A 19,786-nucleotide genomic window follows, 5' to 3' on the forward strand; every position below is an offset into this window, starting at 1 on the left:
GACGTAGCACGGCGAAGGGTAAAAAGTTTTGGCAGGAGGTTTCCTCATGCCGAGCATAGACGCCCTCGCCGATCGCTTGTCGGCGTACCTCGGCCCGGACCAGGTCAATCTGGTCCGCCGGGCGTACTTCTACGCAGAACAAGCCCACGACGGCCAACGCCGACGTAGCGGCGAGCCTTATGTCACGCACCCGCTGGCAGTGGCAAACATCCTTGCCGACATGCATATGGACCATCAAAGCCTGATGGCGGCCATGCTGCATGACGTAATTGAAGACACCGGTATTGCCAAGGAAGCGCTTGTCGCGCAGTTCGGCGAAACCGTGGCCGATCTGGTCGATGGAGTCAGCAAGCTGACTCAGATGAACTTCGAAACCAAGGCCGAAGCCCAGGCTGAAAACTTCCAGAAGATGGCCATGGCCATGGCGCGCGATATCCGCGTGATCCTGGTTAAGCTGGCCGATCGTCTGCACAACATGCGTACCCTCGAAGTGCTGTCCGGCGAAAAACGCCGACGGATTGCCAAGGAAACCCTGGAAATCTACGCGCCCATTGCCAATCGGCTGGGTATGCACAGCATTCGTATCGAATTCGAAGACCTCGGTTTCAAGGCGATGTACCCGATGCGCTCCGCGCGCATTTATCAGGCGGTAAAGCGCGCCCGGGGCAATCGCAAGGAAATCGTCAACAAAATTGAAGAGTCGCTCAGCCACTGCCTGGCCATCGATGGCATTCAGGGCGAAGTCAGCGGCCGTCAAAAACACATCTACGGCATCTACAAGAAGATGCGCGGCAAGCGCCGGGCCTTCAACGAGATCATGGATGTTTACGCGTTCCGGATCATCGTAGACAAGGTCGATACCTGCTACCGCGTGCTGGGTGCTGTACATAATTTGTACAAACCCCTGCCGGGGCGTTTCAAGGACTACATCGCCATTCCCAAGGCCAACGGCTATCAGTCGTTGCATACCACGCTGTTTGGCATGCATGGCGTACCGATCGAAATTCAGATCCGTACCCGTGAAATGGAAGAAATGGCCAACAACGGTATCGCTGCCCACTGGTTGTACAAATCCAGTGGCGACGAGCAGCACACGGGCACTCACGCCCGGGCGCGGCAGTGGGTCAAGGGCGTGCTGGAAATGCAGCAGCGCGCAGGCAACTCCCTCGAATTTATCGAAAGCGTGAAGATCGACCTGTTCCCGGACGAGGTCTACGTGTTCACGCCCAAAGGCCGGATCATGGAGCTGCCCAAAGGCTCCACAGCGGTCGATTTTGCTTACGCGGTTCACACCGATGTCGGCAACAGCTGCATTGCGTGCCGGATCAACCGTCGTCTCGCGCCGCTGTCCGAGCCGCTGCAAAGTGGCTCCACGGTCGAAATCGTCAGTGCTCCCGGTGCCCGTCCCAACCCGGCCTGGCTCAATTTTGTGGTGACTGGCAAGGCGCGTACGCACATTCGTCATGCTCTCAAACTGCAACGCCGCTCCGAGTCGGTCAATCTGGGCGAGCGCTTGCTGAACAAGGTGCTTAACGGCTTCAACAGCTCGCTGGACAAGATTGCGGCCGAGCGCGTTCAGGCGATGCTCCAGGAATACCGCCTGGAGCAAATCGAAGACCTGCTCGAAGACATCGGGCTGGGCAATCGCATGGCCTACGTGGTGGCCCGGCGTCTGCTGGGCGAAGGCGAGGCGCTGCCGAGCCCTGAAGGTCCGCTGGCGATTCGCGGTACAGAAGGTTTGGTGCTCAGCTACGCCAAATGCTGTACGCCGATCCCGGGGGATCCGATTGTTGGCCATCTGTCGGCAGGCAAAGGCATGGTTGTGCACCTGGACAACTGCCGCAATATCAGTGAAATCCGCCACAACCCCGAAAAGTGCATCCAGCTGTCGTGGGCCAAGGACGTTACCGGCGAATTCAACGTCGAATTGCGCGTCGAGCTGGAACACCAGCGCGGCCTGATTGCGCTGCTGGCCAGTAGCGTCAACGCCGCCGACGGCAACATCGAAAAGATCAGCATGGACGAACGCGATGGTCGCATCAGCGTGGTCCAACTGGTGGTCAGCGTGCACGACCGTGTGCACCTGGCTCGCGTGATCAAAAAACTGCGCGCCCTTACCGGGGTTATCCGCATCACTCGTATGCGTGCGTAGCCATCTAATTACAAGGAGTCACCCATGTCCAAGACTGTTATCACCAGCGACAAGGCACCTGCTGCAATCGGTACTTACTCTCAGGCGATCAAAGCTGGCAATACTGTCTACATGTCCGGTCAAATTCCGCTGGACCCAAAAACCATGGAACTGGTTGAAGGTTTTGAAGCCCAGACCATTCAGGTATTCGAAAACCTGAAGTCGGTAGCTGAAGCCGCTGGTGGTTCGTTCAATGACATCGTCAAGCTGAACATCTTCCTGACTGACCTGAGCCACTTCGCCAAGGTCAACGAGATCATGGGCACATACTTCGAACAGCCTTACCCGGCCCGCGCCGCCATAGGTGTTGCCGCCCTGCCAAAGGGTTCGCAGGTAGAGATGGACGCTATTCTGGTAATCGAGTAACACCCTCGGCGCAGCGTTTTCATGCTGCGCCACCCCCCGCTCTTCCTTGATTCAAAAGGACCCCGCCATGCGCAAAGCGCTCGTGTTGTCACTGCTCACTTTTGTTTTGGGTGGTTGTGCCAGCGTACCCGCCCACCGCGACATCAGTGGTGTCTGGATCAATCAGGCCGCGATCGACGCAGCTGCCAATGGTGGCAACTTGCGCGAAGCCCTGCTGGCCTATGGGCCGAACCTGGAATGGGACATCGACGTCAAAAACGCCACCGCTCACTACACCAACGGCTTTGAGTCAGTGGAAGGCAAACTGCTGCCTGCCGATGATGGCATGTGGCAAGTCAGCTTGTATGGCAGTGAATCCACCGGCTTGAGCCTGGAAGGAGAAACGCTGATCCAGGCCGAGACGGAAGCAGAGCCGCGCCAGCCTTTTGTGCGCTCACAGGTCAACGTTGCAAGCGACGCGCCACTGGGTACGAGTTTTGAGGCGGCGCTCAACTCCGCTTATATGGGCGGGCAGTGGCGTGTCGTCAGTGGTGTGGGCCAGGGCAACCTTGTGACGTTTTCAGCGAACGGTCAGGTCAAGGGCCTGCCCAATGTCCAGCGTTACGTGTTGTGCCTGGCGGGCGATTGCGCCTCGATGAGCGGCGAGTACGACAGCCTCTGGTTGCAGCAGGGTGAGTTGGGTGCGGCGCACATTTTTGTCCGCGATGGCCGCAAACTGGAAATCTTCCAGGCGCTGGATGCTTCTGCTCCGGATGACATGCCCCAGTTTTACCCGGGCAAGCGCGAGTGGTTGTTAGAGAAGCTGTTGCCCAATTAAATGCTGTGTGGGAGCGGGCTTGCTCGCGATCCAGTCGGCGCGGTCTGCCAAGCAAATGGCGGCGATATCATCGCGAGCAAGCCCGCTCCCACAAAGAACCCAGCCAACATCAAGCCTCAGCCCTTCTCCCCCAGAATCTCGGCATACCCCTCGCGAAAGCTTGAGTAGCGCGGCTCCCAGCCCAGCGCCTTGGCGCGTGCGTTGCTGCAACGCTTGCTGCCTGCCCGGCGGACGCTTGTCTCGGCAGCCCATTCAGTCACGCCCAGGCGCTCGCGCAGCCAGCTCACTACCTCGGCCAATGGCACCGGCGCGTTGTCGACACCGATGTAGCAGTCATCCAGGGCTTTACCCTGGCGGTCTGCCTCAAGCAAAAAGGCCAGAAGCCCGCCTGCGTCATCGGCATGGATACGGTTGCCATACATCGGCGGGTCGGTGGGTACGCGATAACCTTTGCGCACCTGTCCCAGCATCCATTCACGGCCAGGCCCGTAGATCCCGGTCAGGCGCACGACGCTGGCCGCGATACCGCTGCTGATCGCCACCTGCTCAGCCTCGAGCATGATCCGCCCCGAGTAGGCTGTTGCCTGGGCTGGGGACGTTTCGTCCACCCACTCCCCATCCTTTTGGGCAAAAACGCTGCTGCTGGACACAAACAACAGGCGCTTTGGCCGCTGGCCGTTCTGTTCAAGCCAGCCCAGGGTGTTTTTCAATCCGTCGACATAGGCCGCCTGATAACCCGCCTCGTCATGATCGGTCGCAGCCGCGCTGTACACCAGATAGTCGATCTGGCCGGTTGGCCAGTGCGCCGGGCATTGCTCGCTGAACAAGTCGCCCGCCACCCCGATGACACCTGCAGGCAAACGGTCGATGGAGCGTCGCAGGCCATACACCTGCCAGTCATCACCGAGCAACTGAGTGGCCAGGCGGCTGCCGATATCACCGCATCCGGCGATCAATACAGAAGCTTTTGGCATCGCAAAATTCCTAATGAAAAGTTACAAAACGACGTGATTTGACACGACCAAAGTCGTGACTTTCGAAAAAAACAGATGCTATTGCTTTTGTTAACAAGAATTACTTGCAATAATAACGCATCATTTTGCCCTTGGTCTTACACCGCGTTGTAGGGCATTACCTCATTACTTTCCTCAGGTCCGGCTAGCATGACACGCAATCATCCCACCGCTTCGCCAACCCAGCCTTTGAGCCCAACACGCGTCTGGCGTGGGGTTGCGGCGCTGATGTTCAGCTTGATGTTGGCACCTGTCGCGGCCTTTGCCGACGAGCCTGCTGCCCCTGCCGTTCAGGCTGCTACTGCAGCTGCTGCCCCTGCACCTGTCGCTACCCCGGGTGCGGCTGATCCTACACTGGTTGAGGGCGCTGTTGCCCCGGCCGATGACGCGCCGCAAATTGTTGCCGAAGAAGAAAACAGCCTGGGCATGGCCCATGACCTGTCGCCTTGGGGCATGTACAAGAACGCGGACATCGTCGTCAAAATCGTGATGATCGGTCTGGCTATCGCTTCGATCATCACCTGGACCATCTGGATTGCCAAAGGCTTTGAAGTGCTGGGCGCCAAGCGTCGTCTGCGCGTTGAAATCGCCAACCTGAAAAAAGCCCGTACCCTTAAAGAAGCCAGCGACACTGCGGCCAAAGAAGGCACGCTGGCCCACCTGCTGGTCCAGGACGCTCTTGAAGAAATGCGCCTGTCGGCCAATAGCCGCGAAAAAGAAGGCATCAAGGAGCGTGTGAGCTTCCGTCTTGAGCGTCTGGTAGCCGCGTGCGGTCGTAACATGAGCAGCGGCACGGGCGTACTCGCCACCATTGGTTCCACTGCACCGTTCGTAGGTCTGTTCGGTACGGTATGGGGCATCATGAACAGCTTCATCGGTATCGCCAAAACCCAGACCACCAACCTGGCCGTTGTTGCGCCGGGTATTGCCGAAGCCCTGCTGGCCACGGCACTGGGTCTGGTTGCCGCGATCCCTGCCGTAGTGATTTACAACGTTTTCGCCCGCTCCATCACCGGCTACAAAGCCCAGGTGGCTGATGCGTCTGCTGAAGTGTTGCTGTTGGTTAGCCGTGACCTCGATCACCTGCCGCCTGAGCGTAGCTCGCAACCGCACATGGTGAAAGTGGGGTAATCGGCCATGGGCCTGCATTTAAAAGAAGGCGATGACGATCTCGCCGAGAACCATGAAATTAACGTCACCCCTTTTATCGACGTGATGCTGGTACTGCTGATCATCTTCATGGTGGCAGCACCGCTGGCCACTGTGGATATCAAGGTTGACCTGCCCGCTTCGACCGCCAAACCGGCGCCTCGCCCCGAGAAACCCGTGTTCCTCAGCGTCAAGGCTGACCAGCGGCTGTATCTGGGCGAAGAACCGGTCACGGTTGAAGCGTTGGGCCCGACCCTGGATGCCAGGACCCACAACAACAAAGACACGACGATCTTCTTCCAGGCCGACAAGGGCGTGGACTACGGTGACTTGATGAGCGTGATGGATGCTTTACGCGCAGCCGGTTACTTGAAGGTGGGTCTGGTCGGACTTGAGACGGCAGCCAAGAAATGACCATAGCGCGCCAAAAGATGACGCGTTACGCAACCAGCCTGGCCGTGGTATTGGGTGTCCATGCAGTGGCCGTGATTCTTGCCCTGCAATGGTCCAGCCCGCGCGCGATCGAACTTCCGCCGCAAGCGATGATGGTTGATCTGGCACCACTGCCGGCACCGCCTCCTCCTGCGCCGCCAAAAGTGGTGACACCGCCACAACCGCCGGCGCCAGTGGAAGAGTTGCCGATACCCAAGCTGGCCGAAGCGCCCAAGCCGAAGATTTCTGTACCCAAGCCGGTCAAGCCCAAGCAAAAGCCTCAGCCGCCCAAGCCTGTGGAAAAACCGGATCCGGTCAAAGAGAAACCTTCAGAAGAGAAACCCAGCGACGCGACGCCGACCAAGAACACCAGCGAGAAATCCGCTGCACCGGCCCCGGGGCCGTCTGCGCAACAACTGGCGGCCAAAGCCAGTTGGGAAGGCACCTTGCTCAGTCACTTGGGCAAGTACAAGAAGTACCCGCCTGCTGCGCAATCCCGTGGCAAGGAAGGCCTGAACCGTCTGCGCTTCGTGGTGGATGCTGAAGGCAAGGTACTGTCCTACGAGTTGGTAGGGCGTTCCGGCAATGCTGATCTGGACAGGGCGACCCTGGAAATGATTCGCCGGGCACAGCCATTGCCCAAGCCGCCGCCCGAGATGCTGACCAATGGCAGCATCGAGATCGTGGCGCCCTTCGTTTATTCCATCGATAAACGTCGGCGATAACACCGCAAAGGGCACCTCAGGGTGCCCTTTGTGCATCTGCGAGCAAGATAAATCAGCCCTGCCTTTGATTAGCGACTGTAGCTCTTGGGGCAATGTCTGATAACGTGCGTCTATCGATTGCAGCCGCTATGCTTGGCCCGCAACCACAGGGACGCACGCTATGACGCTTACAGAATTACGCTACATCGTTACCCTCGCCCAAGAGCAACATTTCGGCCACGCTGCCGAACGTTGCCACGTCAGCCAGCCGACCCTGTCGGTGGGTGTGAAAAAACTGGAAGACGAACTCGGTGTGCTGATTTTTGAGCGCAGCAAAAGTGCGGTACGCGTAACCCCGGTGGGTGAAAGTATCGTGGCTCAGGCACAAAAAGTGCTGGAGCAGGCGCAAGGTATTCGCGAGTTGGCACAGGCGGGCAAAAACCAGCTGACGGCCCCGCTCAAGGTCGGCGCGATCTACACCGTGGGCCCGTACCTGTTCCCGCACCTGATTCCACAACTGCACCGGGTTGCCCCGCAGATGCCGTTGTATATCGAAGAAAACTTCACCCACGTCCTGCGCGACAAGCTGCGTAACGGTGAGCTGGACGCGATCATCATCGCGCTGCCGTTTCAGGAAGCCGACGTGCTGACCTTGCCGCTGTACGACGAGCCGTTTTACGTGCTGATGCCCAGTGAGCACCCGTGGACCAAAAAAGAGACCATCGACGCCAGCCTGCTGAACGACAAAAGCCTGCTGTTGCTGGGCGAAGGTCACTGTTTCCGCGATCAGGTCCTGGAAGCGTGCCCGACCGTGGCCAAAGGCAATGATGGCGCCATGCACACGACGGTTGAGTCCAGCTCGCTGGAAACCATCCGCCACATGGTCGCGTCCGGCCTGGGTATCTCGATTCTTCCGTTGTCGGCCGTCGACAGTCATCACTACGCACCCGGTATCCTGGCCGTGCGCCCGTTGACCCCGCCGGTGCCGTTCCGAACCGTCGCCATTGCCTGGCGTGCCAGCTTCCCGCGGCCCAAGGCAATTGAAATCCTCGCCGACTCGATCCGCCTGTGCTCGGTGGCCAAGCCGCCTGCTGAGAAGTAATTACGCCGATGACCGAGTTGTCGAAAGTGTCGGTCACTGCGCTCAAGGGCGTGGGCGAGGCCATGGCCGAGAAACTGGCCAAGGTCGGACTGGAAAACGTCCAGGACGTGCTGTTCCATTTGCCGCTGCGCTATCAGGACCGGACCCGCGTGGTGCCGATTGGCGCCTTGCGCCCCGGTCAGGATGCGGTGGTTGAAGGACGGGTTATCGGTGCCGATGTGGTCATGGGCAAGCGCCGCAGCTTGCTGGTGCGCATCAACGATGGCACTGGCGGCCTGAGCCTGCGCTTCTATCACTTCAGCAATGCGCAAAAGGAAAGCCTCAAGCGCGGCACCGAAGTGCGCTGCTACGGCGAGGCCCGGCCAGGAGCCTCGGGGCTGGAAATCTACCACCCCGAATACCGCGCCATTACCGGTGACGAACCGCCGCCCGTCGATACCACCCTGACGCCGATTTATCCCACCACCGAAGGCCTGACCCAGCAGCGCCTGCGCCAGTTAAGCCAGCAAAGCCTGGCCATGCTTGGCCCGAGCAGCCTGCCCGACTGGTTGCCGCCGGAATTGGCCAAGGACTATCAACTGGCCCCACTCGACCAGGCCATTCGTTATCTGCATCAGCCGCCCGCCGATGCCGATGTTGAAGAACTTGCCCTGGGCCATCACTGGGCGCAGCACCGCCTGGCCTTTGAAGAGCTGTTGACTCATCAACTGTCCCAGCAGCGCTTGCGCGAGAGCCTGCGCTCCCAGCAGGCGCCCGCACTGCCCAAGGCCACAAAACTGCCGGTGCAGTTTCTTGCCAATCTGGGCTTCCCGCCGACGGGAGCCCAGGCTCGGGTCGGCAACGAAATTGCCTATGACCTCAGTCAGCCCGAACCCATGCTGCGCCTGATTCAGGGCGACGTAGGCTCCGGCAAGACGGTGGTTGCGGCGATGGCGGCATTGCAGGCGCTTGAGGCGGGATATCAGGTGGCATTGATGGCACCGACTGAAATCCTTGCCGAGCAGCACTTCATCAACTTCAAACGCTGGCTGGAGCCTCTGGGGCTGGAGGTTGCCTGGCTGGCCGGCAAGCTCAAAGGCAAGGCTCGCGTGACGGCGATGGAGCAAATCGCCAGTGGCGTGCCGATGGTCGTGGGTACCCATGCGTTGTTTCAGGACCATGTGCAGTTCCACAATCTGGCGCTGGTCATCATCGACGAACAGCACCGCTTTGGCGTGCAGCAACGTCTGGCCCTGCGCAACAAGGGCGTGGGTGGTGTGATGTGTCCGCACCAGTTGATCATGACCGCTACCCCTATTCCGCGCACTCTGGCCATGAGCGCTTACGCCGACCTCGACACCTCTATTCTCGACGAACTGCCCCCTGGTCGAACCCCGGTCAACACCGTACTGGTGGTCGACACGCGACGCATCGAAGTGATTGAGCGAGTGCGTGCCGCCTGCGCTCAGGGGCGACAGGCCTATTGGGTCTGCACCTTGATCGAAGAATCCGAAGAGATGACCTGTCAGGCCGCCGAAACCACCTTTGAAGACCTTTCCAGTGCCTTGGGAGAGTTGCGCGTGGGGCTGATCCACGGGCGCATGAAAGCGGCTGAAAAAGCGGCTGTCATGGCCCAGTTCAAGGCCGGTGAACTGCAGTTGCTGGTGGCGACCACGGTCATTGAAGTGGGCGTCGACGTGCCCAATGCCAGCCTGATGATCATCGAAAACCCTGAGCGGCTGGGTCTGTCACAACTTCACCAACTGCGTGGGCGTGTAGGTCGTGGCAGCGCCGCGAGCCATTGCGTGCTGCTGTATCACCCGCCGCTGTCGCAAATTGGCCGCCAGCGTCTGGGCATCATGCGCGAGACCAACGACGGCTTTGTGATCGCCGAAAAAGACCTGGAACTGCGCGGCCCTGGAGAAATGCTGGGCACCCGCCAGACTGGCCTTTTGCAATTCAAGGTTGCCGACCTGATGCGCGATGCCGACCTGCTGCCCGCCGTACGGGAGGCCGCTCAGGCATTGATTGAGCGCTGGCCTGGGCATGTCAGCCCCTTGCTGGATCGGTGGCTGCGTCACGGCCAGCAATACGGACAGGTTTAAAACACTATTCAGTAAATGGTCCGGCTGCCGATCTAGTAACGGCTTATCAAATTTGAGTTGTACAGAACGGAAGCAGACCATGACTGAAGTTGCCAGCGCCCCTGCCGTTGCGAGTACGCCGTCTGTTATCGGGCGCTTGCTCGGTGACTTGGCTATCGCCTATCGCGAAGTCCCTGACCACCCGGCGCTCGATCCCGCGCGCAAGGTCCAGGCTGTACTGCTCGATGACGCGGTCGGCATCCTCATGGTGCTGTTCACGCAGAGCCATTTGCTGGATCTGAACCGTCTGGCTGACTTGATCGGGCGCCGCATGACCGCCGTTGCCCCCGATCACCTGCAGGCCATGCTCGACAAACATGGCCTGAGCCTATTGCCAGGGCTGCCAGCGCTGATCAACTCGCCCTGCCTGTACGAAGAGCAATTGCTGCAACAACCCACACTGCTGATTAGCGCTGGTGAGCCGGGGCGGTTGCTGGAAATCACTCGGGAAGATTTCAAATACCTGCTCAAAAATGCCAGCGTCGGGCGCTTTGGCGAGCCCCTGAGTGCGATCAAACTTGATTACACAGAGGACGATGGCGAGGCCATCACCCGAGCCGTTCAGGCATTCACGGCGCGCCGGATTCAGCAGCGGCTCGAAGCGACCATCGAGTTGCCACCGTTGGCTGAGAGCGTGCGCAGAATGATGCGGCTGCGTTCCGATCCCGATGTCACCATCGATGAGATCACCAGTGTTGTTGAAACCGACCCGGCACTCGCGGCACAAGTCATGAGCTGGGCGTCGTCGTCGTACTACGCATCACAAAGCAAGATTCGCTCGGTCGAAGACGCCATTGTGCGAGTGCTGGGGGTCGACCTGGTGATCAACCTGGCGCTCAGCCTGTCGTTGGGCAAAAGTCTGAGCCTGCCCAAGGACAATCCGCAATCGAGCACACCCTACTGGCAACAATCGATCTATACCGCAGCGGTGATTGAAGGGCTGACCCGCGCCATGCCTCGGGAACTGCGTCCTGAAGTCGGCATGACTTACCTCGGCGGGCTGTTGCACAACTTTGGTTACTTGCTGTTGGCCTATGTGTTTCCGCCGCATTTTTCGCTGATTTGCCGTCATCTCGAGGTTAACCCGCATGTCAGCCATAGCCTGATTGAACAGCATTTGCTGGGCATCAGCCGTGAGCAAATGGGGGCCTGGTTGATGCGGTTTTGGGGCATGCCTGAGGAGCTGGCGATTGCGGTGCGCTTTCAACATGATCCGGCCTACATCGGTACCGATGCCCACTATCCGAATCTGGTGTGCGTAGCGCTGGGGTTACTGCAAAACCGCGGAATTGGGCATGGTGCGTGTGCGCCGCTGCCAGATGCGTTGTTTGAGCGTTTGGGGGTATCGCGGGACAAGGCCGAAGCGGTCGTCAGCAAAGTACTGGAGGCTGAAGTGTTGCTGCGTGAAATGGCAGCGCAGTTCGGTCAGGCCTGAAGCCCGGTCTGCACCATTTCAGTAGCCGCTGAGGAGCGAAGCGAGGCTGCGATCGGCTGCGAAGCAGTCGTAAAGCCAACCTTCACTATTTGTCAGGAAAATCGCGTACTCAGGTTTTGCGATCGCTGCGCAATCGATCGCAGCCTCGCGGAGCTCGTCAGCGGCTACAAATATCCGAGACCTACGCCTTCGTCTTCTTACGCGGCTTGAGGTATTTGGTCAGGCCCTGGAACCAGATCACCAGCGCCGGGTTGCCCTTGATCTGAATCGACTTGTCCTGAATCCCGGTCATGAACGCCAGTTGCTTGTTCTTCGCTTGCAGCGTGGCGAAGCCGTAGGCGGCATCCTTAAAGGCGATGGCAAACGCAGGCTCGGGGTACAGGCCGCCGTGGCTGGTGATGCGCTGGTTTTTGACCTTGAAGTGACGGGCCACTTTGCCATCGAGGGTTTGCAGCTGGAACACCAGATCCTTGTCAGCCAGCTGTTGCTGGAAAGCAGGATTCTTACGGCTGGCTCTGCCCATTAGAAAGCCAAGCATCCAGAGCAGAAAACGAAATTTCATGTACGCGGCCTCGAGGGAATAAAAAATGGCCGGCGCAGTGTAACGATTTGAGCGAAGAACGCCACATGTCTGCATGGATGGGCGTAGATGGGGTAGGTTTTGCCACTTATGGCCGCATAATCGACCCGGTTGCAGTCAAGAATGGGCCGCCAGGATCGCCAGCTTGCCCATTCTTCATGTCGCCAAGGGCTTAAGGATTAACGCTGTCCTTGAGGAACTTGCCCGGCTTGAACGCTACCGTGTTGCTGGCCTTAATGGTGACCGGCTGACCGGTTTGCGGGTTTTGTCCGGTACGGGCACCGCGATGACGCTGAATAAAGGTACCAAAGCCGACCAGCGTGACGCTGTCTTTGCGATGCAGGGCCTGGGTGATTTCTTCCAGCACTGCATTGAGTACGCGGTTGGCTTGTTCTTTGGTGAGGTCGGCCTTTTCAGCAATAGCGGCGGCGAGATCTGGTTTACGCATGATGAAGCCTCATTGACGGTTTTTTGTTGTTATGTCCGTGCTGCTCTCTATGGAGCAGCGCCCAAGGCGCCGCAGGCTCTAAACTGCGGCAGACCGGTGTGAGAATGGCATGCGGTCAAGGCCGGCGCCAGCCTCTGCACAGGCTTTGTTGAGTCAAGGCAGTGCCATATCCGACAGAGTGCGCCGTGTTTACGCCAAAAGTGCAGGCAGCTCTTTGTTCAGTGCGAGTTTTTCGCGAACGGCTTCGCCGGTCAGGGCATAGCCGAGCAATTTGCCATCGGCATCGCGGCACAGCGCCTTGATATCGGCGCCCTGACCTTCCACGGTCCACACGCCGTCACGGCCGCGCGGCACAGGTGATACCACCAGCGGGCAAACCGGGGTCTTAACGGTAATGGGCATAGCGCCATAACTGACCGTCGTCGGGTTGCCTGCCAGCGTTTGCGCCAGTGCACGGGCGCAGCTCATGAGCGGCATCACGTACAACAGATTCAAGCCATCGACCTCGGCACAGTCACCCAGTGCGTAGATGTTGGGGTGGGATGTTTGAAGCTGGCGATCGACTTCGACCCCGCGATTGACGTTGATCCCGGCTGCGGCCGCCATATCAATGCGTGGGCGCAAACCGATGGCTGACACAACGACATCACACTGGACTACGCTGCCATCCGACAAATGCGCGTCGAGCCCGGCATCGGTGCGTTGCAGTCGAGTCAACACCGGCCCCAGATGAAAGCGTGTACCCAGGCTCTCTAGGCCTGACTGGACCGCTGCCGCGGCAGCGGGATGCAGCAGGGTTGGCATCACTTGCTCACAGGGCGCGACCAGATCGACCTCATAGCCCCCTGCGATCAGGTCATTGGCAAACTCACAGCCGATCAAGCCAGCCCCCAGGATCAGTACCCGGCGCTTGCCTGCCGCCGCGGCCCTAAAGCGCGCGTAATCTTCAAGATCATTGATCGGGAAAATGGCGTCCTGGGCATCGCCCTCTACCGGCACCTGCACCGTTTGTGCGCCCCACGCCAGGATCAGGTCGCGATAGGGCACGGCTTCTTCGCCAATCCACAATTGCTTGTGGCCCGGGTCGATACCGCTGATGCGAGTGTGGGTGCGCACCTGGGCCTTGAGTTGTTCGGCCATCGCCTGGGGCGTTGCCATGCTCAGGCCATCGGCTTCCTTGTTCTTGCCAAAGCCGGTAGACAGCATGGGCTTGGAGTAGGAGCGCCCGTCATCGGCCGTGATCAGCAGCAGCGGGGTTTCGCTGTCCAGCTTGCGAAACTCGCGGGCCAGGTTATAGCCAGCCAGCCCGGTGCCAATGATCACGACAGGTGCGTTCATTCCAATCTCCAAAGGTGAATCAGGTTTTAAAAGGGTCGATCAGTTGATTTCAATCATCTCGAAATCCATTTTGCCGACGCCGCAGTCCGGGCACAGCCAGTCTTCAGGTACGTCTTGCCACAGGGTGCCCGGGGCGATGCCATCGTCCGGCCAGCCGTCGGCTTCGTTATAAATCAGTCCACATACAATGCATTGCCACTTTTTCATCGGGGTACTTCCTAGAGGTTCAGGCTTGGACGAGACCACAGACTTATCAACAACCGCCGAGTTGCTCGTCAAATTCAGGGCGTTTTGTACTGATGACCACAGGCAGATGCAAGCACCAATACTGCCAAAAGGCCCAAGGCCGCTCAATCAGGGACCGGCGTGATAAGCTCGCCGACCTCAATGGCTGCCAATTATGACCCACTGTGCCGCACATAACTTCTGCGCTTGTCTCCCCCGTCTGGCTTGAGCAAGGCCAACTTCCTGCCCTGCCTGACGCACAAACGTTCGACTGGCTGTTTGATGAGGGTTCTCTGACCCGGCGTCTCACTGCGATTTCAGACGATTCCTTCAGCGTGCTTCCACTTTTTGAGGGCTGGCAGATGTTGCGCCCGGACGAATGTGCTGCACTTGAACTGCCCCAGGGCATTCAGGGCTGGGTGCGTGAAGTGTATTTGCGCGGGCACGGCCAGCCGTGGGTGTTTGCTCGCAGCGTGGCGGCCAAAAGCTCGCTGCAAGAGGGCGGCCTGAATATGGACGAGCTGGGCACCCGCTCATTGGGCGAGTTGCTGTTTAGCGATCAGGCCTTTGAGCGTGGGGCGCTGCAGGTGTGTCACTACCCGCGCCACTGGTTGCCACGGGTCGACCAGGTCGATCACCTGTGGGCCCGCCGCTCGCGCTTTGTTCGCGGGGCACTGAGTGTGCTGGTGGCCGAAGTGTTTTTACCCAAACTGTGGACCGCCCTCAGTGCCCGGTCGGAGAACAACTGATGTACATGCGCCTGCTCAAATCACTCAACCGGTTGAACCCTCGCGCCTGGGACTTCATCCAGCTGACCCGCATGGACAAGCCCATCGGCATCTACCTGTTGCTGTGGCCGACCCTGTGGGCACTGTGGGTTGCCGCCAAAGGTGTGCCCTCGCTAAGTAATCTGCTGATCTTTGTATTCGGCGTGATCCTGACGCGAGCGGGCGGCTGCGTGATCAACGACTTCGCCGATCGCAAGGTGGATGGTCACGTAAAAAGAACGGAACAACGGCCGATGGCCAGCGGAAAAATCAGCAGCAAAGAGGCGTTGGTGTTTTTTGCCCTGCTGATGGGGCTCAGCTTCCTGCTGGTGCTGTGCACCAATGCACCGACCATCTGGTTGTCATTCGGCGCGCTGGCACTGGCCGCGACCTACCCGTTCATGAAGCGCTATACCTACTACCCGCAAGTGGTACTGGGTGCTGCGTTCTCGTGGGGCATCCCGATGGCCTTCACCGCCGAAACCGGCAGTTTGCCTGCTGCGGCATGGTTGCTGTACATCGCCAACCTGCTGTGGACGGTGGGCTACGACACTTACTACGCCATGACCGACCGCGAAGACGACCTGAAAATCGGTGTCAAATCCACGGCGATCCTGTTTGGCGATGCTGATCGCGTGATTATCCTGAGCCTGCAGGGTCTGGCCCTGGGCTGTCTGCTGCTGGCAGGTTCGCACTTTGAACTGGGCGGCTGGTTCCACCTTGGGCTGTTGGGCGCGGCGGCGTGTTTTGTGTGGGAGTTCTGGTACACCCGCGACCGTGATCCGCAGCGCTGCTTTAAAGCTTTCCTGCATAACCACTGGGCAGGCTTGTCGATTTTTGTGGGGATCGTGCTGGATTACGCACTGCGCTAGCCAAAAGTGATGTGTAGCCGCTGAGGAGCGCAGCGACCGTAAATCCTCCATCCGGGTTTCCCTGAGACGGTGCAGTGTCCGGTTTTACGACGGCTACGCCGCCGAACGCAGCCTCGCTGCGCTCCTCAGCGGCTACAGAAAACTTCAACTCTCACCGCACCGGCATCAGCCGCAAGGTGCTGCGGGTGTTGAGCTGGATTTCGGCTTCGTCCATATGAGGCTTGTCGTAGTCGCCTTCGATGTAGGACTCGGCCTGATCACGGTAGTGTTTGTCGAAGGGCACGCCGCTTTGACCCACCGGGTTGATGGTCAGCCCGTGGGCCGGGTCGGCAAAGTCGATCAAGCGCCGCGTTGATGGGCCGTAGGTCACCGGCCACGGTGCGTTGCCGAGTTTGGCGCTGAGGTTGTTCGGCACTTCGTGACTGCCGGGAGCGGCGAAGGGACCGACGTTGAACAGCCAGTCCAGAGGCTTTTGTCGACCCAGCGGGTGCTCGTGGGTCAGGGTGTGGGCCCGGCCCCAGCGCCATTGTCCGGGGTCGTCGCCCAGGACGGCCTTCAAGTGGGCAATGCTGGCCTGCCAGGCCACTTTGACCGTGTCAGCGCGGCTCTCTTTTTGCGGTGTCGTGCGGTTGTCCCACCACGGCGAGTCCGGGCTTGCGGCCAGGCGTGGCAAGGCTGCATCAACCACTCGCGTCGTCAGCAGGGTGTCAAAAAAGGCGTCGCCCAATTTGTCGCGCATGGTGGCTTCAGTGAGGCTGTACAAGAACTGGTTGAACACGGTGGCGGCAATCGAATCGAGCGGGTAATCACCTGTCCATTGCGCCAGTTGTTCTACCAGTTTGCGCTCGGCTGGAACCGTGACGACTTCGCGCAGTACGGGCAACAGGGGTTTGAGCACACGCTGGCCGTAGTCTGTGGCGGTTCCCAGTTGCAGGGCCTGGCTGTTTTTGAGGTTCCACTTCACGCTGTTATCGCTGAGCTGGCGATTTAGCTGCTGGCCACGGTCCGCCAGGTTGTAGTAACCGGGAATCTCGATGCCAGCAGGGGATAACGGCTGGAAGTTGGCTGACACGATATAGCCTCGTGCCGGGTTTTCTTCCTGGGGGTTGGCGCTGAACGGGTAGAAACCGTCCTTGTCAGCCTGGTTGGTGCTGCCGTCCAGAATGAACGCCGGGTTGACCCCGGCCGGGCGCTTGGGTAATTGCGCCGCTGCCCACCAGCCGATATCGCCCTTGGCGTTGGCCCATAGCAGATTGAGTCCCGGCGCCTGAATAAAGGTTGCGGCCGTGCGCGCCTTGCTCAGGTTGTCGGCACGGTTGAGCTGATAGAAGCCTTCCAGGATCGGATTTTTCGTTTCCAGAAAACCCCACCACATCGCGATCGGCGTGTTGCCCGCCGTTGCGCCCAGCACGTCATTGATGATCGGCCCGTGGGGTGATTGGCGCAGTGTAAGCGTGACCGGTGCCTCGCCCTTGACGGCAATCTGCTGCTCGGTGCGGGTCATGTCGACCCACTGGCCGTGGTACCAGACCTGATTGGGATTGTCGGGGTTGGTCTTCTCGGCGATCAGGTCCAGATCGTCGTTCTGGAACATGGTCAGGCTCCAGCCGAAATCCCGGTTGTTGCCCAAAAAGGCGAACGGAACCAGGGCTTGATGGTAGCCGTACAGCTCAAAATCCGGTGCCGAAAGCTGTGCTTCGTACCACACAGAGGGTGTCGAAAAGCGGATGTGCGGGTCGCCAGCCAGCAGCGGTTTGCCACTTTGGGTGCGTTTGCCCGCCACCACCCATGCATTGCTGCCCTCGAACTGTGGCAAGCCTGTCTGGCTCAGGGCCTGATCGCTCAGTCGGGCCAGCGCTCCCAGGGTTTTCCAGTCGTTGGCCGCCAGTGCCGGGGCCAATACGCCCTGGGGTTGCCAGTCGAGGTCGAAGATTTTCAGGTAGTCGCTGCCCAGTTGATCGCGCACGTACGTCAGCAGCGGTTCGGTACGAAAGGCGGCGGCAAAACTGTAGGCCATGTAACCGGCAACGCTGATGGTGTCTTCGGCGGTAAAGGGCCGTGGCGTGATGCCCAGCAGGTCGAACTCCACGGGGTTTGGATTGTTGGCCTGGAACTGATTGATCCCGTCCAGATACGCCTGCAAGGCCAGAAAAGCCGGGGATTGAGGATCCAGCTCCGTCAGGTAACTGGCAGCCCGCTCGCGGATGCGCAGGCTGCGAAACAGTTTGTCAGTATCGACCAGCTTGGGCCCCAGCACCTCGGCCAGCTCACCCCGCGCCAGGCGACGCATGATTTCCATCTGAAACAGCCGGTCCTGGGCCTGCACATAGCCCAGGGCGCGATACAGGTCAGCCTGGTTGCCAGCCCGAATATGCGGCACCCCGCGCTCGTCATAACGCACCGTGACCGGCCCCTGCAGTGCAGCAAGCCCGACCTGGCCCTGGCGTGTCGGCAGTTTGCTTTGCACGTACCAGAACCCGCCCCCTGCGATGGACGCGACGACAAGAGCGATGAGGGTCAGGCTGCGTTTCATGGAACTACTCCTTGTTCTGCTCAAGTGCACCGGTACGCTATCAACGTGCGGCGTTATCAGCCTGCCACGGGCAATAGCAGCCCACGGCCATGGTGTGGGTGGCCTTGACTGGACGGCCTTCGCTCAGGGCTTGCAGGATGGGTTCGATAAAGCTGTTGCTGGCGTTGCAGGTGGCACCTTCGCTGTAGGGACCGAAGTAGGCGAGTTGGCCGCTGCGGTCCCAGATGGCCACGGCCGGGCTGGCGCCCAGGCGTTCGGCGCCGGGCAGGCTGGCCAAGGGCTTGATGGCGCCCAGGGTGGAGGGCAACTGACCTTGAGTGCCGGGCTTTTTCACTGAGTAGAACTCGACACCTTGCGGGACGTAATGGGCCAGCAGTTCACCGAGATGCTGCTGGTTGCCAACGTTACACGGGCAGGCCGGGTCCCAGAAATGCACCACGCGAATCGCACCCGGGCCGGACAGTTCGCCAGGCAGGCTCAGTACGTCGCCTGCAAATAGCGCGGTTTGATCGCTGAAAGCGCGAATGTAGCGGCCCTGGAACCAGTCGTAAGCGAGCCACAACCCCACTGCGCAGATCAGCGTCAGCAGGCAGGCCAACAGAGTTTTCAGCGTGGGCACCGGCATGCAAAAGCTCCTTGAAGGTCGCGTAGCTTGCCATGCCTGACCTGACAGATGAATATCGATGGTCTATAAAGCCTGTTTTGCGCCTGTGCGCCCTGTCTGGAAGCCCTTATGCCTGCCCCGTTTGCCCCCGATTCCTTGCGCGCCAGCTTGCAGCCGTTGGCCGCGGCTCAACCGTTATCGAGAGAGGGTCTGGCGTATCAGCACTTTTATGGGCTGGATTTTCCTCTGCGTCCGGCTGCGGTCAAACGCCAGTTGGGTCGCTTTAGCGCTGGCGGCTTCGAACTGGTCAGTCAGGTGTGGTGGCCCGACACCCCGCCTGTGGCGACCCTGTTTGTGATTCACGGTTTTTATGACCACATGGGGCTGTATCGGCATGTGATCGAGTGGGGATTGAACCGGGGGTTTGCCGTGATTGCCTGTGACCTGCCGGGGCATGGGCTGTCGAGTGGAGAGCGGGCCAGCATCGATGATTTCACGCAGTACCAGGCAGTCCTGCAAGGGTTGTTTATCGAGGCGCAATCGTTGCAATTACCCCAGCCTTGGCACCTGTGCGGGCAAAGCACGGGCGGGGCGATTGTCCTCGATCACTTGCTGAACCACGAGGAGCACAGCCCGGCTCAAGGGCAGGCCATTTTGCTCTCGCCACTGGTTCGCCCCAAAGGCTGGGGCTGGTCAAAGTTCAGTTATTACTTGCTGCGCCCTTTCGTCAAAGGGATTGCCCGGCGCTTTAGCGAGAACTCCAACGACCCGAATTTCCTGGCATTTCTGCAAGCCGATCCGCTGCAGCCGGTACGTTTGCCAACGGCGTGGGTGGGGGCACTGGCGCGCTGGATTCCGCGTATTGAAGGCGCATCACCGAGTGTGCGCCAGCCGTTGGTGATTCAGGGCGAAGCCGACAAGACGGTGGACTGGCAACATAACCTTGAGGTACTGAACGCGAGGTTCAAGCAGCCGCAGATACTGCTATTACCTGAAGCGCGCCACCATCTGGCGAATGAAACGGCAGAAATCCGCGCGAGGTATTTTGCGTTTCTGGATAAGTTCTTTTGAACTTGATAGTGAGCCT

The 19,786-nt window shown here is 59.6% G+C and carries 19 protein-coding genes; 12 read left to right on the forward strand and 7 right to left on the reverse strand.

What is annotated here, in order from left to right:
* The first annotated feature begins 46 nt into the window (after nucleotides 1–46).
* The 3 genes from spoT to KO536_RS12230 all read left to right on the forward strand — a co-directional run bounded on the left by spoT (nucleotide 47) and on the right by KO536_RS12230 (nucleotide 3,374).
* Nucleotides 47–2,152 (forward strand): bifunctional GTP diphosphokinase/guanosine-3',5'-bis pyrophosphate 3'-pyrophosphohydrolase, encoded by a 2,106-nt coding sequence (spoT, locus tag KO536_RS12220; RefSeq protein ID WP_133075066.1) that lies wholly within the window; start codon nucleotides 47–49, stop codon nucleotides 2,150–2,152.
* A 24-nt stretch (nucleotides 2,153–2,176) separates the two neighbouring features.
* The gene (locus KO536_RS12225; RefSeq protein ID WP_219262020.1) at nucleotides 2,177–2,557 is read left to right on the forward strand and encodes a RidA family protein; all 381 of its coding nucleotides are present in this window, start codon (nucleotides 2,177–2,179) and stop codon (nucleotides 2,555–2,557) included.
* Between the two features lie 67 nt (nucleotides 2,558–2,624).
* Entirely contained in the window at nucleotides 2,625–3,374 is a 750-nt protein-coding gene (locus KO536_RS12230; protein WP_219262021.1) for a hypothetical protein, read from the forward strand.
* Nucleotides 3,375–3,490: 116 nt separating this feature from the next.
* Here the strand turns inward: KO536_RS12230 and KO536_RS12235 are convergent, their stop codons facing one another.
* Entirely contained in the window at nucleotides 3,491–4,348 is an 858-nt protein-coding gene (locus KO536_RS12235) for an SDR family oxidoreductase (protein ID WP_219262022.1), read from the reverse strand.
* A 189-nt stretch (nucleotides 4,349–4,537) separates the two neighbouring features.
* Here KO536_RS12235 and exbB point away from each other — a divergent pair, with 189 nt between their 5' ends.
* From exbB to KO536_RS12265, 6 genes are all read left to right on the forward strand, one after another.
* Nucleotides 4,538–5,518: a tonB-system energizer ExbB gene (exbB, locus tag KO536_RS12240; RefSeq protein WP_219262023.1), complete on the forward strand. Its 981-nt coding sequence runs from the start codon at nucleotides 4,538–4,540 to the stop codon at nucleotides 5,516–5,518.
* Between the two features lie 6 nt (nucleotides 5,519–5,524).
* Complete coding sequence (exbD, locus tag KO536_RS12245) at nucleotides 5,525–5,950, forward strand: TonB system transport protein ExbD (RefSeq protein WP_019828186.1); 426 nt, start codon at nucleotides 5,525–5,527, stop codon at nucleotides 5,948–5,950.
* The gene (locus KO536_RS12250) at nucleotides 5,947–6,693 is read left to right on the forward strand and encodes an energy transducer TonB (protein ID WP_048361365.1); all 747 of its coding nucleotides are present in this window, start codon (nucleotides 5,947–5,949) and stop codon (nucleotides 6,691–6,693) included. The genes exbD and KO536_RS12250 overlap by 4 nt, the downstream gene beginning before the upstream one ends.
* A 160-nt stretch (nucleotides 6,694–6,853) precedes the next feature.
* Nucleotides 6,854–7,774 (forward strand): hydrogen peroxide-inducible genes activator, encoded by a 921-nt coding sequence (locus KO536_RS12255; RefSeq protein WP_133075070.1) that lies wholly within the window; start codon nucleotides 6,854–6,856, stop codon nucleotides 7,772–7,774.
* Between the two features lie 8 nt (nucleotides 7,775–7,782).
* Nucleotides 7,783–9,858, forward strand: a complete 2,076-nt coding sequence (recG, locus tag KO536_RS12260) for an ATP-dependent DNA helicase RecG (protein WP_133075071.1) — start codon at nucleotides 7,783–7,785, stop codon at nucleotides 9,856–9,858.
* 79 nt (nucleotides 9,859–9,937) lie between these two features.
* Nucleotides 9,938–11,332: an aminoacyl-tRNA deacylase and HDOD domain-containing protein gene (locus KO536_RS12265; RefSeq protein ID WP_219262024.1), complete on the forward strand. Its 1,395-nt coding sequence runs from the start codon at nucleotides 9,938–9,940 to the stop codon at nucleotides 11,330–11,332.
* A gap of 181 nt (nucleotides 11,333–11,513) precedes the next feature.
* On the opposite strand, the gene KO536_RS12270 is transcribed toward KO536_RS12265, so the two are convergent.
* The 4 genes from KO536_RS12270 to KO536_RS12285 all read right to left on the reverse strand — a co-directional run bounded on the left by KO536_RS12270 (nucleotide 11,514) and on the right by KO536_RS12285 (nucleotide 13,905).
* Nucleotides 11,514–11,894, reverse strand: a complete 381-nt coding sequence (locus KO536_RS12270; protein ID WP_133075073.1) for a helicase — start codon at nucleotides 11,892–11,894, stop codon at nucleotides 11,514–11,516.
* A 190-nt stretch (nucleotides 11,895–12,084) separates the two neighbouring features.
* Nucleotides 12,085–12,360: an HU family DNA-binding protein gene (locus tag KO536_RS12275; protein WP_016782719.1), complete on the reverse strand. Its 276-nt coding sequence runs from the start codon at nucleotides 12,358–12,360 to the stop codon at nucleotides 12,085–12,087.
* A 189-nt stretch (nucleotides 12,361–12,549) separates the two neighbouring features.
* On the reverse strand, nucleotides 12,550–13,698 hold the full coding sequence (locus KO536_RS12280) for an NAD(P)/FAD-dependent oxidoreductase (protein WP_219262025.1): 1,149 nt from the start codon (nucleotides 13,696–13,698) through the stop codon (nucleotides 12,550–12,552).
* Nucleotides 13,699–13,737: 39 nt separating this feature from the next.
* On the reverse strand, nucleotides 13,738–13,905 hold the full coding sequence (locus KO536_RS12285) for a rubredoxin (RefSeq protein ID WP_003437744.1): 168 nt from the start codon (nucleotides 13,903–13,905) through the stop codon (nucleotides 13,738–13,740).
* A 203-nt stretch (nucleotides 13,906–14,108) separates the two neighbouring features.
* Here KO536_RS12285 and KO536_RS12290 point away from each other — a divergent pair, with 203 nt between their 5' ends.
* Together KO536_RS12290 and ubiA are read left to right on the forward strand one after the other, a co-directional pair.
* A complete protein-coding gene (locus KO536_RS12290; protein ID WP_219262026.1) occupies nucleotides 14,109–14,672 on the forward strand; it encodes a chorismate lyase in 564 nt (187 codons plus the stop codon).
* Complete coding sequence (gene ubiA / locus KO536_RS12295) at nucleotides 14,672–15,562, forward strand: 4-hydroxybenzoate octaprenyltransferase (RefSeq protein WP_133075076.1); 891 nt, start codon at nucleotides 14,672–14,674, stop codon at nucleotides 15,560–15,562. The genes KO536_RS12290 and ubiA overlap by 1 nt, the downstream gene beginning before the upstream one ends.
* A 151-nt stretch (nucleotides 15,563–15,713) precedes the next feature.
* Here ubiA and KO536_RS12300 read toward each other — a convergent pair whose 3' ends face one another.
* Nucleotides 15,714–18,095, reverse strand: a complete 2,382-nt coding sequence (locus KO536_RS12300; protein WP_219262027.1) for a penicillin acylase family protein — start codon at nucleotides 18,093–18,095, stop codon at nucleotides 15,714–15,716.
* 40 nt (nucleotides 18,096–18,135) lie between these two features.
* Nucleotides 18,136–18,720 carry a DUF6436 domain-containing protein gene (locus KO536_RS12305; protein WP_133075078.1) on the reverse strand — a complete coding sequence of 195 codons (585 nt, stop codon included), beginning with the start codon at nucleotides 18,718–18,720 and terminating at the stop codon, nucleotides 18,136–18,138.
* 108 nt (nucleotides 18,721–18,828) lie between these two features.
* Between KO536_RS12305 and KO536_RS12310 the strand changes: the two genes are divergently transcribed.
* The gene (locus KO536_RS12310; protein WP_133075079.1) at nucleotides 18,829–19,770 is read left to right on the forward strand and encodes an alpha/beta hydrolase; all 942 of its coding nucleotides are present in this window, start codon (nucleotides 18,829–18,831) and stop codon (nucleotides 19,768–19,770) included.
* The last annotated feature ends 16 nt before the right edge of the window (nucleotides 19,771–19,786 follow it).

Origin of the sequence: Pseudomonas sp. NKUCC02_KPG (assembly GCF_019345465.1) — a bacterium.
In the GTDB taxonomy this organism is placed as follows: Bacteria; Pseudomonadota; Gammaproteobacteria; order Pseudomonadales; family Pseudomonadaceae; genus Aquipseudomonas.